Annotated in this window: 14 protein-coding genes; 6 read left to right on the forward strand and 8 right to left on the reverse strand. The window is 70.8% G+C overall.

Annotated features, from left to right (window positions below):
* Nucleotides 1-78: 78 nt before the first annotated feature.
* Both O7614_RS00155 and O7614_RS00160 read right to left on the reverse strand, forming a co-directional pair.
* The gene (locus O7614_RS00155) at nt 79-1,140 is read right to left on the reverse strand and encodes an aspartate-semialdehyde dehydrogenase (RefSeq protein WP_278136484.1); all 1,062 of its coding nucleotides are present in this window, start codon (nt 1,138-1,140) and stop codon (nt 79-81) included.
* Between the two features lie 5 nt (nt 1,141-1,145).
* Nucleotides 1,146-2,411: an aspartate kinase gene (locus O7614_RS00160; protein ID WP_088987236.1), complete on the reverse strand. Its 1,266-nt coding sequence runs from the start codon at nt 2,409-2,411 to the stop codon at nt 1,146-1,148.
* A gap of 259 nt (nt 2,412-2,670) precedes the next feature.
* Between O7614_RS00160 and O7614_RS00165 the strand changes: the two genes are divergently transcribed.
* Both O7614_RS00165 and O7614_RS00170 read left to right on the forward strand, forming a co-directional pair.
* Nucleotides 2,671-3,462: a hypothetical protein gene (locus O7614_RS00165; RefSeq protein ID WP_278136485.1), complete on the forward strand. Its 792-nt coding sequence runs from the start codon at nt 2,671-2,673 to the stop codon at nt 3,460-3,462.
* Nucleotides 3,463-3,546: 84 nt separating this feature from the next.
* Nucleotides 3,547-4,077, forward strand: coding sequence for a nitroreductase family protein (locus tag O7614_RS00170; RefSeq protein ID WP_278136486.1), 531 nt, complete (start codon nt 3,547-3,549; stop codon nt 4,075-4,077).
* Here O7614_RS00170 and O7614_RS00175 read toward each other — a convergent pair whose 3' ends face one another.
* A complete protein-coding gene (locus O7614_RS00175) occupies nt 4,078-5,064 on the reverse strand; it encodes an ArsR family transcriptional regulator (RefSeq protein WP_278136487.1) in 987 nt (328 codons plus the stop codon). It abuts the gene before it with no gap.
* Nucleotides 5,065-5,144: 80 nt separating this feature from the next.
* On the opposite strand from O7614_RS00175, the gene O7614_RS00180 reads away from it, so the two are divergent.
* Both O7614_RS00180 and leuA read left to right on the forward strand, forming a co-directional pair.
* Nucleotides 5,145-6,416 carry an MFS transporter gene (locus tag O7614_RS00180; RefSeq protein WP_278136488.1) on the forward strand — a complete coding sequence of 424 codons (1,272 nt, stop codon included), beginning with the start codon at nt 5,145-5,147 and terminating at the stop codon, nt 6,414-6,416.
* Nucleotides 6,417-6,653: 237 nt separating this feature from the next.
* On the forward strand, nt 6,654-8,405 hold the full coding sequence (gene leuA / locus O7614_RS00185; protein WP_278136489.1) for a 2-isopropylmalate synthase: 1,752 nt from the start codon (nt 6,654-6,656) through the stop codon (nt 8,403-8,405).
* Between the two features lie 51 nt (nt 8,406-8,456).
* Here the strand turns inward: leuA and O7614_RS00190 are convergent, their stop codons facing one another.
* Entirely contained in the window at nt 8,457-9,950 is a 1,494-nt protein-coding gene (locus tag O7614_RS00190) for an MFS transporter (protein WP_278136490.1), read from the reverse strand.
* A gap of 107 nt (nt 9,951-10,057) precedes the next feature.
* Here O7614_RS00190 and O7614_RS00195 point away from each other — a divergent pair, with 107 nt between their 5' ends.
* Both O7614_RS00195 and O7614_RS00200 read left to right on the forward strand, forming a co-directional pair.
* Nucleotides 10,058-10,714, forward strand: coding sequence for an HNH endonuclease family protein (locus O7614_RS00195; protein WP_278136491.1), 657 nt, complete (start codon nt 10,058-10,060; stop codon nt 10,712-10,714).
* On the forward strand, nt 10,690-11,079 hold the full coding sequence (locus tag O7614_RS00200; protein WP_278142089.1) for a hypothetical protein: 390 nt from the start codon (nt 10,690-10,692) through the stop codon (nt 11,077-11,079). The genes O7614_RS00195 and O7614_RS00200 overlap by 25 nt, the downstream gene beginning before the upstream one ends.
* Nucleotides 11,080-11,237: 158 nt before the next feature.
* On the opposite strand, the gene O7614_RS00205 is transcribed toward O7614_RS00200, so the two are convergent.
* Genes O7614_RS00205 through O7614_RS00220 form a run of 4 tightly spaced genes read right to left on the reverse strand, consistent with a single transcriptional unit; the run spans nt 11,238 to nt 15,321 of the window.
* On the reverse strand, nt 11,238-12,341 hold the full coding sequence (locus tag O7614_RS00205; protein ID WP_278136492.1) for an oligopeptide/dipeptide ABC transporter ATP-binding protein: 1,104 nt from the start codon (nt 12,339-12,341) through the stop codon (nt 11,238-11,240).
* Nucleotides 12,338-13,351, reverse strand: coding sequence for an ABC transporter ATP-binding protein (locus O7614_RS00210; protein ID WP_278136493.1), 1,014 nt, complete (start codon nt 13,349-13,351; stop codon nt 12,338-12,340). Before O7614_RS00210 ends, O7614_RS00205 begins: the two co-directional genes overlap by 4 nt.
* A 6-nt stretch (nt 13,352-13,357) precedes the next feature.
* Nucleotides 13,358-14,320, reverse strand: coding sequence for an ABC transporter permease (locus O7614_RS00215; protein ID WP_278136494.1), 963 nt, complete (start codon nt 14,318-14,320; stop codon nt 13,358-13,360).
* Nucleotides 14,317-15,321: an ABC transporter permease gene (locus tag O7614_RS00220; protein ID WP_278136495.1), complete on the reverse strand. Its 1,005-nt coding sequence runs from the start codon at nt 15,319-15,321 to the stop codon at nt 14,317-14,319. The genes O7614_RS00215 and O7614_RS00220 overlap by 4 nt, the downstream gene beginning before the upstream one ends.
* Between the last annotated feature and the right edge of the window lie 77 nt (nt 15,322-15,398).

Genomic DNA, 15,398 nt, shown 5'->3' on the forward strand with positions numbered 1-15,398 from the left:
TTGTGGTGGGGACGTTCACCCTTTGCGGGGTCAAAACGCCCACCACAAGTCCATGATCGACCGCGACCACCCCGGCCCTCAGGACGTGCGGAGCTCCTTGGCGAGGAGTTCGGCGATCTGGGCCGTGTTGAGGGCCGCCCCCTTGCGCAGGTTGTCGCCGGTGACGAAGAAGTCGAGGGCGCGGGGGTCGTCCAGGGCGCGGCGGATCCGGCCGACCCAGGACGGGTCGGTGCCGACGGCGTCGATCGGCATCGGGAACTCTCCGGCCGCGGGATCGTCGACCAGGATCACTCCGGGTGCGTTGCGCAGCGCCTCCCGGGCGCCTTCGGCGTCCACCTCGCTGGCGAACACCGCGTGCACGGCCACCGAGTGCGCGGTGACCACCGGCACCCGGACGCAGGTGGCGGACACCTTGAGGTCGGGCAGGCCGAGGATCTTCCGCGACTCGTTGCGGATCTTCATCTCCTCCGACGACCAACCGGCGTCGGCCGGGGAGCCGGCCCAGGGCACCACGTTGAGCGCGATCGGGGCCGGGAACGGGCCGAGGTCGTCGCCGACCGCCTGCCGGACGTCACCGGTGCGGGAGCCGAGCGCCCGATCACCGGCGACCTTGCTGAGCTGGTCGTGCAGGATGTCCACACCGGATTTACCCGCCCCGGAGACCGCCTGGTAGGAGGCGAGCACCAACTCCCGTAGGCCGTACTCACGGTGCAGCGGCGCGACCGCGACGATCATCGCGAGGGTGGTGCAGTTGGCGTTGGCGATGATGCCCCGGGGTCGGTTGCGGACCTGTTCGGGGTTGATCTCCGGAACGACCAGCGGGACGTCCCGGTCCATCCGGAACGCGCCGGAGTTGTCGACGGCGATCGCGCCTCGGGAGACGGCGATCGGCGCCCACTCGGCGGAGACCTCGTCGGGCACGTCGAACATCGCCACGTCGACCCCGTCGAACGCCTCGGGGGTCAGCGCCTGGACGACCAGGTCCTCGCCTCGGCAGCGCACCCGTCGCCCGACCGAACGCTCGGAGGCGAGCAGTCGGATCTCACCCCAGACGTTGCGTCGTCCGGTGAGCAGTTCGCACATCACGGTGCCGACGGCACCGGTCGCTCCGACCACGGCGAGGGTGGGCAGCGCCGTCATCGGCGCTACCTACCCGTCCCCGCGTAGACCACGGCTTCGGTGTCGCCGCCCAGCTCGAACGCGTCGTGGATGGCGCGGACGGCGGCGTCGAGGTCGGTGTCCCGGCAGACCACGGAGACCCGGATCTCGGAGGTGGAGATCATCTCGATGTTGACGCCGGCAGCGCCGAGCGCGGCGAAGAAGCCTGCGGCGACACCGGGGTGCGAACGCATGCCGGCACCGATCAGCGAGACCTTGCCGACGTGGTCGTCGTAGAGCAGGCCCTTGAACTTGACCGGCTCCTGGATCTTGCTGAGCGCGGCCATCGCGGTCGGGCCGTCGGCCTTGGGCAGGGTGAACGAGATGTCCGTGCGACCGGTGCCCTCGGTGGAGACGTTCTGCACGATCATGTCGATGTTGATCTCGGCGCCGGCGACGGTGTCGAAGATCCGCGCGGCGGCACCCGGCTCGTCGGGCACCCCGACAATCGTGATCTTGGCTTCGCTGCGGTCGTGCGCGACCCCGGTGATCAGTGCCTGCTCCACGGAAAGGTCCTCCATCGATCCGGTGACCATCGTGCCGGTGTTGGTCGAGTATGACGAACGGACGTGGATCGGCAACCCCGCCCGGCGGGCGTATTCCACGCTACGTAGGTGCAGAACCTTCGCACCGCAGGCGGCCAGCTCCAGCGTCTCCTCATAGGTGATGTGCTGGATGTGCCGGGCGTTGGGCACGATCCGAGGGTCGGCCGTGAAGATGCCGTCCACGTCGGTGTAGATCTCGCAGACGTCGGCGTGCAGGGCGGCGGCGAGCGCCACGGCGGTGGTGTCCGACCCGCCCCGGCCCAGGGTGGTGACATCCTTCGTGTCCTGCGAGACGCCCTGGAAGCCGGCCACGATGACCACCGACCCCTCGTCGAGCGCGCCCTTGAGCCGCCCTGGCGTGACGTCGATGATCCGCGCGCGGCCGTGCACCGAGGTGGTGATCACGCCGGCCTGCGAGCCGGTGAACGAGCGTGCTTCGTACCCCAGGTTGTGGATCGCCATGGCGAGCAGCGCCATGGAGATCCGCTCGCCGGCGGTGAGCAGCATGTCCAGCTCGCGGCCCGGCGGCAGGGGGCTGACCTGGTTGGCCAGGTCGAGCAGCTCGTCGGTGGTGTCCCCCATCGCGGAGACCACCACCACCACGTCGTCGCCGGCCTTGCGGGCGGCGACGATGCGCTCGGCCACCCGCTTGATCCGCTCGGCGTTGGCGACGGACGACCCGCCGTACTTCTGCACCACGAGTGCCACGACGTGCACTCCCTCCCAGCGACCCTGAGCGTGCCGACGCCGCCGGAACCGGGGCCGGCGGCGCGTGTCAAACCCCTTGAGGGTATCCGGCGGGTAACGACGGCGGGTCAGGTGATCCCACCATCCGGCCCGCACGGGTGCGGCCGGACCGCTCCTCACCAGCTCCGGGGGTACGCAAACACGAGCCCGTCCGACACGCCGGACCGAGCCTGGTACCTGCCAACCCCCACCGATCGCCCGCAGCCACCAGAATGGGCCGGTGCCCGACCTCATCCGCTCGGCCGGCCGCGTGCTCGGGCCGCTCGTGCTCGCCCTGCCGACACTCCTGGTCGCCTGCACCAGCACGCCGCCGACCCCGACCCCGACGCCGACCGGCCCGGGGCCGGTCGAGGTGGACGCCGCCCGGGACGAGCTGGCCGCCCTGGCCGCAGCCGCCCAGGACCGCCACATGGTGGCGCAGTACGTCTACAGCCGGGCCGGCCAGCCGGACCGCACCATCGTGTTCACCAGCGCGAACGACGGCAGTTGGCGGGTCGACGTCCCGGGCGGCGCGTGGGGTGGCACCGTTGACGTCTCGATGGCCGCCACGCCCGACGGGCTGTTCCAGTGCGCTCTGCCGTCTGCCGGCAGACCGGAGTCGTCGAGCTGCGTACGGCTCGGTGAGCGCGACGACACGATCCCGCGCCGGTCGGACCCCCGCCTGCACCATCCGCTCACCGACTGGTTGGACGTGCTCACCGACCGACGCGCGCCGTTGGCGGTGGCCCCGGCCGAGACGCCCGAGGGCCTGGCCGGCACCTGTTACTCGGTGGACTCCACCTCGGCGTCGCTGAACGCCCCGCTGGACGTGGGCATCTACTGCTACGACCGGGACGGCACACCGACCGGCGTCCGGACCGGGTCGGGGACGTTGCGGTTGGCCGCCCCGCCCGGCCCGGCTCCGGCCACCGTGCAGCTCGCCGGCCCGGTGGTGGTCGACCGGGAACCACTGGACACCGCAGCGCCGCCGACTCCTGATCCGACGGACAGCCCGGGCGCGGGAACGCCCTGATCTTCATACCGTTACGGGTGCGTTTGCCCACATTTCCCCAACCCGACCTGACCGGCGAATCACCCATACAGGACGATTCCCGTCATGGCTGACCTGACTCCGCTGCTCGCCTTCCGCTGGAGCCCCCGGGCCTTCGACCCGAGCGCCGAACTGACAACGGACGAGGCGACCTCGCTGCTGGAGGCCGCGCGCTGGGCACCGTCGGCGGACAACGGGCAGCCGTGGCGGTTCGCCATCGGCCACCGGGACGACGAGATCTGGAAGCGGATCATGATCAGCCTCCCGGGCGACGACCAGTGCTGGGCCCGGCACGCCGCGACCCTCGTGGTCGGCGCGCACACCGGTGACGACGCCGAGCGGGCCGCGTACGACCTGGGTCAGGCGATGGCCCACCTGACGTTGCAGGCCACCGCGCTCGGCCTGCACGTGCGCCAGCTCACCCACTTCGACCAGACCGGCCTCGCCACCGAACTCGACCTGCCCGGCGACGTCCGCCCACTGGTGGTCGCCGCCGTCGGCCGGCTCGGGGACCCGTTCGCCCTCCCGGCCGACCTGCGCGCCCGGGAGATCGGCCTGCGCCGCCGCCGCCCGCTCGCCGACCTGCTGCTCGCCTGATCACCCACCCTGACTGGCCCGGAGCAGGACTCTCGCGGCGTCGGTGTTGCGGTAGAGGACGTGCCGACCCTGCCGGGTCCGTGAGGTCAGGCCGGCGGCGTGCAGCGCGGCCAGGTGCTGGGAGACGTTCCCGGCGGACATCCCGGTGAGTCGGGCCAGGTCGGTGGTCGTCGACGGCGTGTCGAGCAGATGCAGCAGCGCGGCGCGGCCGGGGCCGACCACCCGAGCCAGCGGGTCTCCGGGCGGCGCCCCGGTCGCCTCCCACAGCGTTCCGACCGCCCGGACCGGGTACGCGGCGGCCGGCAGCGAGTCCTCCAGCAGGTTCCACAGCACCCGCCGTTCGGTGAACACCGTCGGGTTCAGCGCCAACCCACGGCCCCGGAGGTCGAAGTCCCGCTCGAACGGGTCGTCGCTGACCACCCGGTCACCGAGCCAGCGCAGGCTCGGGTTGAGCTGTTCGAAGAACCGACCGGCGCCGTTCTCGGCGAGCTGTGCGGCCCGGTACGCCACGTCCGCGTCGAGCAGCGCCCGCATCCGTGGCCAGTCCGGGGCGATCGCCTCGTCGTACCAGACCCGCACCGCGTCGACGAGCTGCGGCAGCAGCCCCCGCGGGTCGGCGAGCAGCGCCTGCCCGAACGGGCTCAGCGGACGGCGCGGGGTTGTCGACAGCAGATCCCGGACCACCACGGCCGGCGGCGTCGCGGCGATCTGGTCGAGTTGGTCAGCCATCTCCACGTTCGGTCGGGCCGCCGGGGTGAGGAAGTCGGGCAACGGGCAACCCCGCCAGGTCAACTCCGTCAGCGGTCGCACCCGGGCGGCGATCTCGGGGCGGCTCAGGGTCACCCGGGCCCGGCCGATCCAGGGCAGGTGCACCGGGTAGCGCAGCGGACTGGCCACCGCCCACATGCTCATGACCGTCTCGTTGACCGGTGACACCGCGAGCCGGACGCCCGCCACGTCGGCGAGGCTGAACCGCAACTCGGACAAGCGTCCTCCCCCGGGAGCAGGATTCGGCCCAGCCTAAAAGGCTCGACCGATGTCGTGGGGGCCCGGTTCACTTCCCGGTCATGGGGGCCAGAGACACCATCCGTACCGCTGTGGCAAACGTCGTACCGCCGGCCGGGTTGACCCGCGCGCTGGCCGTGCAGGCCATGGTCTACGCCGTCGGCAGTGGCCTGTTCCACGCCGGCAGCGCCGTCTTCTTCACCCGGGCGCTGGGGCTCAGCGCCGCCCAGGTCGGGCTGGGCCTGTCCGTCGCGGCGGGGGTGTCGCTGCTCGGCACGGTGCCGCTGGGCGGGCTCACCGACCGGTACGGGCCACAGCGGGTCTGGGTGGTCGGGCTGGTGCTGGACGCGGCGCTCTTCGCGTCGTACCCGTTCGTGGGCGGCTTCGCGAGCTTCCTCGCCGTGGTGGTGGCGCTGGCGGCGGTGGACGCGTCGACCGGCGTGGCCCGCCAGGTCTACTCGATCAACGCGCTCCCGCCGGCCGAACGGGTCACCGCGATGGCGTACCAGCGTTCGTCGTTGAACGTCGGCTTCGGGCTGGGTGCGGTGATCAGCGGCCTGGTGCTGGCGGTGGACACGATCGAGGCGTACCGCGCGATGGTCTGGTTCATCGCGGCGGTGATCCTGGTGACGGCCCTGTTCGTGCGGCGACTGCCCCGGCTGCCGCAGGTGAGCCGGCCGGCGGAGCCGATGGGTCGGCTCGCCGTCCTGCGGGACCGGCCGTTCATGGCGGTGTCCCTGCTGTCCGGGCTGCTCACCGCGCACGGGGTGCTCTACCTGACGGTCATGCCGCTCTGGATCCTCACCCACACCGACGCCCCGAAGACCGTGATCGCCGCTCTGGTGCTGCTCAACACGGTCCTGATCGTGCTGCTCCAGGTACGCGTCAGCCGGGGCGCCGACACCGCCGCGGGCGCGGCGCGGGCCTCCCGTCGCGGGGGCCTGCTGATCGCCATGGCCTGCCTGGTCCTGCCGATCTCCGGGATCACCCGGGGCCCGCTCACCGTCGCGGTGCTGGTGGCCGCCGCGACGCTGCTGATCCTGGCCGAGCTGATCCAGTCGGCGGGCGCCTGGGGGCTCACCGCCACCCTTCCGCCGGACGACCAACGCGGTGCGTACGTCGGGGCGCTGCGGCTCGGCGAGCAGGTGCAGTACCTGATCGCCCCGGCGGGGTTGACCGCGCTCGGCGTGACCACCGGCGGCTGGGGTTGGTTACCGACGGCAGCGATCTTTGTGCTGATGGCAGCGGCGATCGTGCCCGCGGTGGCCTGGGCCGGCCGGACGCCGAGGCTGGGTTGCCAGGCCCCGGAGCCGGCCATGACGTCGATCCCATAGTCCGGACCTACCTTTCCACCCCCCGTTCCATCACGTAGGGTGACCTGGTCATGTGGCGGGCGCTTCTCCTCCTTAGCCGCCGCGACGAGGCCTGACCGGCCGGCACCTCGTCGCGGAGTCGCATCGCGCCGTCCAGCACATCCGAACCTCCTCTCGGCACCGCCGCGCATCGTCGCCCGGCATCTCGCCGACACCTTCCGATCTGCTGACGCCACATGTTCCAGGGAGCACTCTGAAATGGCTCAACCTGTCACCGACGCCGAGTCCAATCCGTTCGCTCGGCAACGCCCGAGCCGGATGCCGTACCACCGCTACCAGCCCTACCAGGAGCAGTTCCGGGTCAAGCTGCCCGATCGCACCTGGCCCACCCGGCAGGTCGACGCGGCCCCACGGTGGTGCGCGGTGGATCTCCGCGACGGCAACCAGGCCCTGATCGACCCGATGTCGCCGGAGCGCAAGCGCCGGATGTTCCAACTGCTGGTGCAGATGGGCTACAAGGAGATCGAGGTCGGATTCCCGTCGGCCAGTCAGACCGACTTCGACTTCGTCCGGCAGCTCATCGAACAGGACATGATCCCCGAGGACGTCACCATCCAGGTGCTCACCCAGTGCCGGGAGCACCTGATCGACCGGACGTTCGAGTCGCTGCGCGGCGCGAAGCGGGCCATCGTGCACTTCTACAACTCGACCTCCACCCTCCAGCGAAGGGTGGTCTTCGGCCTGGACAAGGACGGCATCGCCGACATCGCCACCACCGGTGCGCGGCTCTGCCAGAAGTACGCGGAGATCCACACCCCGGACACCGACATCTTCTACGAGTACTCCCCCGAGTCGTACACGGGCACCGAGCTGGAGTACGCGCTGGAGGTCTGCTCCCGGGTGATCGACGTGATCGACCCGACGCCCGACCGTCCGCTGATCATCAACCTGCCGGCCACCGTGGAGATGGCCACCCCGAACGTGTACGCCGACTCGATCGAGTGGATGCACCGGCACCTGCCGCGCCGGGACAGCGTGGTGCTGAGCCTGCACCCGCACAACGACCGGGGCACCGGCGTGGCCGCCGCCGAGCTGGGCCTGCTCGCCGGTGCGGACCGCATCGAGGGCTGCCTGTTCGGCAACGGCGAGCGCACCGGCAACGTGGACCTGGTGACGCTGGGGCTCAACCTGTTCTCCCAGGGCATCGACCCGATGATCGACTTCTCGAACATCGACGAGATCCGGCGGGCGGTCGAATACTGCAACCAGCTGCCGGTGCACGAGCGCCACCCGTACGCGGGCGACCTGGTCTACACCGCCTTCTCCGGCTCCCACCAGGACGCCATCAAGAAGGGCTTCGACGCCCTGACCGCCGACGCGAAGGCCGCCGGGGTGCCGGTGGACGAGCACACCTGGGCCGTACCGTACCTGCCGATCGACCCGAAGGACCTGGGCCGCACCTACGAGGCGGTCATCCGGGTCAACTCGCAGTCCGGCAAGGGCGGCGTCGCGTACATCATGAAGAGCGAGCACCAACTGGACCTGCCCCGGCGGCTGCAGATCGAATTCTCCGCGGTGGTGCAGCAGGTCACCGACCACGACGGTGGCGAGGTCGACCCGGGCGCCATGTGGGAGATCTTCGCGACGCACTACCTGCTCGACCACCAGCCCGACCCGGCGGTCCGGTTGGCCGGCTACACCATCGGCACGGCGGACGGCAAGGTCGAGATCGAGGCCCAGGTCGGCGTGGGTTCCGAGCAGCGCTCACTCGCCGCCGTCGGCAACGGTCCGATCGACGCGTACGTCAACGCGCTGCACACGGTCGGGGTGGGCGTACGGGTGCTCGACTACCACGAGCACGCGCTCTCCTCCGGTGGGGACGCGCAGGCCGCCGCGTACGTCGAGTGTGAGGTCGACGGGCGGACGGTCTGGGGTGTCGGTACCGACGCCAACATCGTCACCGCCTCGATCAAGGCGGTCACCAGCGCCGTCAACCGCGCCCACCATTAGCTGTAAGGAAGGGCACCTTATTAACGCGGGGCGTTAATAAGGTGCCCTTCCTTACTTCGGGGGTGTCGCGGCGGGCATCGAGTGGCAGGGCTGGGACGGCGGGGCCGCCCGGGGCGGCCGGTGGACCAGCACGAGGGCCAGGATCGCGCCGGCCACGAGCAGGCCGGCGCACCACTCCATCGCGCCGCGGAACGCGTCGGTCAGTTCGCCCTTCTGCTCGTACCCGCCGCCGGAGAGGCCGACCAGCAGCGGCAACGCCGCCACCGCGAGCAGGCCACCGGCCCGGGACGCGGCGTTGTTGAAGCCGCTGGCCACGCCCGAGAAGCGGTCCTGCACGGCGGCCAGCACCGACGCGGTCAGCGGTGCCACGACCAGGGTCAGCCCGACACCGAAGAGCAGCACCCCGGGCAGCACATCCGTCCAGTACGACGCGCCCGGTCCGACGCCGCGTAGCAGCAACAGACCGACCGCGGCCACCACCGGGCCGATGCTCAACGGCAGCCGGGGGCCGATCCGCGCCGACAACGCTCCCGAGCGGGCCGACCCGACCAACAGCAGCAGGGTCATCGGCAGGAGTGCGATGCCGGTGCGGAAGGCCGACCACCCGACCACGTTCTGCAGGTAGACCGCGAAGAAGAAGGTGAAGCCGGTGAGCGCCGCGTAGACGACCACGGTGAAGATGTTCAGCACCGAGAAGAGCCGGCTGGAGAACAGCCCGGTGGGGAGCATCGCGGCATCGCCGCGCCGCCGTTCGAGCAGGATGAAGGCCACCGCCGACAGCACCCCGACCAGCGCCGCGATCAGTACCGGCGCCGAGTCGTAGCCGCGCGCCGGCACGTCGATCAGGGCGTACGTGACGCCGGCGAGCGCGAGTGCTCCGAGCAGGGCTCCCGCCACGTCGAACCGCCGTCGGGTCCGCCCGGGCCCCGCGGTGCGGGAGGCGCTCTCGTCCCGGCTCTCCGGCACCCAGCGCACCGTGGCCAGCACCACCAGGACGGCGAGCGGCAGGTTGAGGAAGAAGATCCAGCGCCAGGAGAGCGCGTCGATCAGCCAGCCACCGATGAACGGGCCGAGCGCGGTCGACACCCCGGACAGCCCGGCCCACGCGCCGATCGCCCGGCCCCGGTCGTCCGGGTGGAAGCTCGCCTGGAGCACGGACAGCGATCCGGGCGTGAGCAGTGCGCCGCCGGCACCCTGGAGGAACCGGGCCGCGATCAGCCAACCGGTGCCCTGGGCCAGGCCGCAGAGCACGGACGCGACGGTGAACCAGACCACGCCGATCAGGAAGACGCGTCGTCGACCGAAGCGGTCCCCGAGGGCACCGCCGAGCAGCACGAACGCCGCCAGCATCAGCAGGTAGCCGTTGATGGTCCACTGAAGATCGGACACGTTCGCGCCGAGGTCCTGCCCGAGCTTCGGCAGCGCCACGTTGACGACAGTCGTATCGAGGAAGACCATGCCAGAGGCGAGCACGGCGGCGAGCAGCGTGCCCCGGCCGGCGGCGGTGCCCATCCGGAGGGCAGGCGCCGGTACGGGTGCGGTCATCCCACCAATGTGCCCTGCATCATGTGGGAGACGCCACGAAATGCCAAAACCTTGCCCGGGTACTGTGCGCAATCGCCGGGAGACCGCAAGCTGGAGAGGTGTCGTCTGTGCGTACCACATCAGGACCGCGAGCGGCGGTGGCCGTGCTCGCCGCGGCGCTGGCGCTCGGCGTTGCCGGTTGCGTCCCGCAGGACGAGCCGGGCGCTCAGCCGCCGAGCGACGGCGGCAACGCCGTGCAGCAACTCGGCCAGCTCACCGTGGCCACTGCCGGCTCGATGAAGGGCTACAGCAGAGACCACTTCCCGCACTGGCGGGACACCGGCAAGAATTGCGACGTGCGGGACAGCATCCTCCAGCGCGACGGTAAGGACGTGAAGCTCTCCGGCTGCAACGTGGTCGGCGGGCGCTGGGAGAGTGTGTACGACGGCCGTAGCGCCGCCGATCCTTCCGACGTGGACATCGACCACATGGTGCCGTTGGCCAACGCGTGGCGCTCGGGCGCCGACGAGTGGGACGACCAGAAGCGCGGCGACTTCGCCAACGACACCACACGTCCGCAGCTCATCGCGGTTTCCGCGTCCTCCAACCGGGCAAAGGGTGACCAGGACCCGTCCCAGTGGAAGCCGGCGAACCGCGAGTACTGGTGCAAGTACGCCGAGAGTTGGGTGACGGTCAAGCACTACTGGCGGCTGACGGTGACCAGCGCCGAGAAGGCTGCACTGACCGACATGCTGGAGGGCTGCACAGTGGGAAACGAGTCGTGACGGCCAACGAGGAGAGCGGCCCGGCCGCCGCCGGGATGACCGCGGACGGCACCGCCGAGACTCCCGCCGCTGTCCCGGGTGCCGGCATGGTCGCGGATTCCGGCGGTGCGACCGCCCCGCAGAGCCGTACCTCCGACATCGTGCCCGGCCCCGGCGGGGTGATGACCGACGAGGTCGGTGTCGTCACCGGCGACCTGACCCTGCGCACCGAGTACGCCGACGGCAAGGTCACCCTGCGGGTGCAGTACAAGGACGCGGACGAGTGGTACGCGGTGACCGGCACGTCGGTGGCGCTGGCCGACGCGGCGGGCCTGGACGCGGTGCACGGCGTCGCGGTGGGCCTGCTGCACCGTCCCGAAGGCTGACCGAGCGCCCGCCGACGCGGTGCACGGCCGGCCCGCTCGACGACCCGGACAGCGATGTACCTGTGAGTCACATCTATGACCCACAGGTACATCGCCCAACAGGGCGGTCGCGGCTGGCCGCGCCGTGCCAGCCACACGCAGACCGGCCGGCGGCCGCGTCAGACGTACGAGCCGGGCTCGGTGGGTGCGGAGACCACGGCCGGCGAGTCCCCCTCGCCCTCGGGGCGGACGACCTGCGCACTGACCCCGTGCGGGCGTAGCTCGCCGCTGGCGATCTGCTCGGCCCAGTGGCAGGCCACCCGACTGACGCCGATCTCCCGCAGCACGGGTCGCTCGTCCGCGCAGCGGGTGGGCTGCGCCCACGGGCAGCGGGTGTGGAAGCGGCAGCCGGACGGCGGGTTCGCCGGCGACGGCAGGTCACCGGCGAGCAGGATCCGCTCCCGGCGGTCCTCCACGTCCGGGTCCGGCACCGGCACCGCGGACATCAACGCCCTGGTGTACGGGTGCAGCGGCTCGGTGTAGAGCCGGTCGCTCGGCGCCTCCTCGACCAACGCGCCCAGGTACATGACGCCGACGGTGTCGGAGATGTGCCGGACCACCGCGAGGTCGTGCGCGATCACCAGGTAGGTCAGCCCGAGGCTGTCCTGGAGTTCGTCGAGCAGGTTGACCACCTGGGCCTGGATGGAGACGTCGAGCGCCGAGACCGGCTCGTCGGCGACGATCAGCTCCGGCCCGAGCACCAGCGCGCGGGCGATGCCGATGCGTTGCCGCTGCCCGCCGGAGAACTCGTGCGGGTAGCGGGACAGCGCCCAACGGGGCAGCCCCACCGCGTCCAGGGTCTCGCCGATGATCCGGCGACGGTCGGTCCGGTCGGCACCGATCCCGTGGGTCTGCATGCCCTCGGTCAGGATCGACTCGACGTTCTGCCGGGGGTCGAGGCTGGACATCGGATCCTGGAAGATCATCTGCATCCGACGACGCATGCTGCGCAGCTTGCCGGGTGGCAGCGTGGTCAGCTCGACGCCGTCGAATTCGACCTCGCCTGCGGTCGGCGGGGTGAGCTGGAGCAACGCCCGACCCAGCGTCGACTTACCGCAGCCGGACTCGCCGACCAAGCCGTACGTCTTGCCCCGCGGGATGCTGAGGTCCACCCCGTCGACGGCCTTCACGTGGCCGACCACCCGGTCGAAGAGCACACCCCGCTTGATCGGGAAGTGCACCTTCAGGTCGCGTACCTCGACGAGGATGTCGTTGTCATTCACGCTGGTTCCTCCTCGCGCGGGGCGGGCACCGTGCCGGGCACCGGCTCCGGGTTGACGCACCGGTAGCTACGTCCGTCGTGTGCCTGCACCAACTCCGGCGGCTCACCCACGCACTCGTCGGTCCGCCGGGCGCAGCGCGGGGCGAAGGCACAACCCTCCGGCCAGGGCAGCAGGTCACGGACCGAGCCGGGAATCGGGTTGAGCTTCTCGCCCCGCCCGGCGTCCAGGCGGGGCACCGAGCCGAGCAGACCCACCGTGTACGGGTGGCGCGGCTGGCGGAACAGTGGACGGCGGCGGGCCGTCTCCACCACCCGGCCGCCGTAGAGCACGTTGACGGTGTCGCACATGCCGGCCACGACACCCAGATCGTGCGTGATCATCAGCAGTGCGGTGCCGGAGTCCCGGACCAGTTCCTTGAGCAGTTCCAGGATCTGAGCCTGGATGGTGACGTCCAGCGCGGTGGTCGGCTCGTCGGCGATCAGCAGCCGAGGCTGGCAGGCCACCGCCATCGCGATGAGCGCACGCTGGCGCATCCCACCGGAGAGCTGGTGCGGGTACTCCTTCAGCCGCCGCTTCGGGTCGGGGATGCCGACCCGGTCCAGCAGCTCCGCCGCCTCCTTCGACGCGGCCGCACCCTTCATCCCCCGGTGCCGGGTCAGCACCTCGGTCACCTGCAACCCGATGGGGATCACCGGGTTCAGCGAGGACAGCGGGTCCTGGAAGATCATCGCGATGTCCCGACCACGGATGTCCCGCCGCGACCGGTCGTCGAGCTGGAGCAGGTCGGTGCCGTCGAACACGGCCTTGCCGCCGACCCGCAGGCCCGGCTGCTTCGGCAGCAAGCCCATGATCGCCAGCGAGGTGACGCTCTTGCCACAGCCGGACTCGCCGACCAGGCCGACCACCTCACCGGCGTCGACCGAGAAGGACACCCCGTCGACGGCGTGCACGGCGCGCTGGCCGCGCCGGGCGAACGTGACGGAGAGATCATCAACTTCGAGCAGTGCCATGGGGGCCTACTTCCGCAGCTTCGGGTCGAGGGCCTCACGCATCGCCTCACCGAGCAGGGTGAAGCCGAGCGCGGTGATGATGATCGCGACGGCTGGGTAGATCGCCAGCGACGGCCGGATGCCGAGGTACTGCTGCGCGTCGGCGAGCATGACGCCCCACTCCGGTACGGCGGTGTCCGGGTTGCCCAGGCCGAGGAACGACAGCGCCGCCGCCTCGATGATCGCGGTGGCCAGGGTCAGCGTGGCCTGCACGATCACCGGGGCGAGCGAGTTCGGCACCACGTGGGTCAGCGCGATCTTCGACTTCTTCACACCGAGCGAGGTGGCCGCCAGCACGTAGTCGCTGTTGGCCTGGGAGATCATCGAGCCGCGCAGCAGCCGGGCGAACACCGGCACCGAGACCACGCCGACCGCGATCATCACGGTGGTCAGGCTGGCCCCGAGCAGGGCGGCGATGCTCACCGCCAGCAGCAGGCTCGGCATCGCCAGCAGCATGTCGATGAACCGCATCAGGGTGGTGTCGATCCACCGCCCCCACCGGCCACCGAGGCCGGCCGCCGCACCCGAGATGCCACCGATCAGCGCACCGATGGCCAGACCGATCAGGGTGGAGACCACACCGACCAGCAGGGTCTGCCGGGCGCCCACGATCATCCGGCTGAACTCGTCCCGGCCCTGGTGGTCGTAGCCGAACCAGTGTTCGCCGGTGGGGCCGGGGATGACGCCCGGCTTGATCAGCCCCTCTCGGATGCCGATCGTGTCGGTCGGCGCGTACGGCACGAGGAACGGGCCGACCACGGCGACCAGCAGGAAGATCGCCAGGATGACCGCTCCGACGATCGCCGCCGGGTTGCCGCGCAGCCGGCGGAACGCCTCCTGCCACAGGCTGACGCCGCGCTCGTCGTCGCGGGCTGCCAGCTCGGAGAGCCGGTCGATCTTTTCGCGCTTCTTACCCGGGCTGAGTGTCATCGCACCCTCACCCTCGGGTCGATGAAGCTGTAGGAGAGGTCGACCAGCAGGTTCACCAGCACGTACACCACCGCGATGATCAGAATGAAGCCCATCAGCACCGGATAGTCGCGCTGGCCGATGGCCTCGGCGACGAACGCTCCGATGCCACTGAAGGCGAAGACGGTCTCGGTCAGCACGGCGCCGGAGAGCAGGCCACCCGCGAGCAGACCGATCGAGGTGGCCACCGGCAGCATCGCGTTGCGCAGCACGTGCCGGCGACGGACCGTCTGCTCGGTCAGGCCCTTCGCCTCGGCGGTGCGTACGAAGTCCTCGTTGAGCACCTCCAGCACACTCGCCCGGGTGATCCGGACGATGATCGCCAGCGGGATGCTGGCCAGCGCGATGCTGGGTAGCACCAGATGCCAGAGGGCGTCGGCCGCGGCGTCCCACTCACGGGTCATCAACCCGTCGAGGACGAAGAAGTTGGTGACCCGGGTCGCCCCGAGCGTCGGGTCCTGCCGGCCGCTGGACGGGAACCAGTGCAGGTTCTCCGAGAAGATCGCCTTGAGCACGTAGCCCAGGAAGAAGACCGGGATGCAGATGCCGATCAGCGAGCCGCCCACGGACGCGTGGTCCAGGAAACGGCCGCGACGACGGGCGGCCAGGTAACCCAGCGGAATGCCGACACCGATCGCGATCACCATCGCGGTGATGGTCAGCTCGACGGTGCCGGGGAAGCGCTCGATGAACTCCGTGGTGACCGCCCGCTTGGTGGAGGTCGAGGTGCCCAGGTCGAGCCGGATCAGCCGCCGAACGAAACGGCCGTACTGCACCAGGATGGGCTCGTCGAGCCCCATGTTGCGGCGGATGGCAGCACGCATCTCGGGTGTGCCGCGCTCGCCGAGGATGGCGGTCTCGGGGCCGCCGGGGAGCCGGCGGAGCCAGATGAAGAGCAGGAGGGAGAGCCCGAACAGCGTGGGTATCAGCTGAAGCAGGCGTCTGACGATGAACCGGAACACGGCGGCCTCGAAGGGGTGCGGAGGGTTGCGGGCGGGCGCTGTGCGACAGCGCCCGCCCGCGTTCCTTGCTGCGTCAG

It is taken from the genome of Micromonospora sp. WMMD961 (genome assembly GCF_029626145.1).
Lineage (GTDB): Bacteria > Actinomycetota > Actinomycetes > Mycobacteriales > Micromonosporaceae > Micromonospora.

Bases quoted from the DNA above. Each gene is read 5' to 3' on its own strand.
- O7614_RS00155 (WP_278136484.1), bottom strand. From the start codon at position 1,140: ATGACGGCGCTGCCCACCCTCGCCGTGGTCGGAGCGACCGGTGCCGTC.
- O7614_RS00170 (WP_278136486.1), top strand. From the start codon at position 3,547: ATGGCTGACCTGACTCCGCTGCTCGCCTTCCGCTGGAGCCCCCGGGCC.
- O7614_RS00180 (WP_278136488.1), top strand. From the start codon at position 5,145: ATGGGGGCCAGAGACACCATCCGTACCGCTGTGGCAAACGTCGTACCG.
- leuA (WP_278136489.1), top strand. From the start codon at position 6,654: ATGGCTCAACCTGTCACCGACGCCGAGTCCAATCCGTTCGCTCGGCAA.
- O7614_RS00190 (WP_278136490.1), bottom strand. From the start codon at position 9,950: ATGACCGCACCCGTACCGGCGCCTGCCCTCCGGATGGGCACCGCCGCC.
- O7614_RS00210 (WP_278136493.1), bottom strand. From the start codon at position 13,351: ATGGCACTGCTCGAAGTTGATGATCTCTCCGTCACGTTCGCCCGGCGC.
- O7614_RS00215 (WP_278136494.1), bottom strand. From the start codon at position 14,320: ATGACACTCAGCCCGGGTAAGAAGCGCGAAAAGATCGACCGGCTCTCC.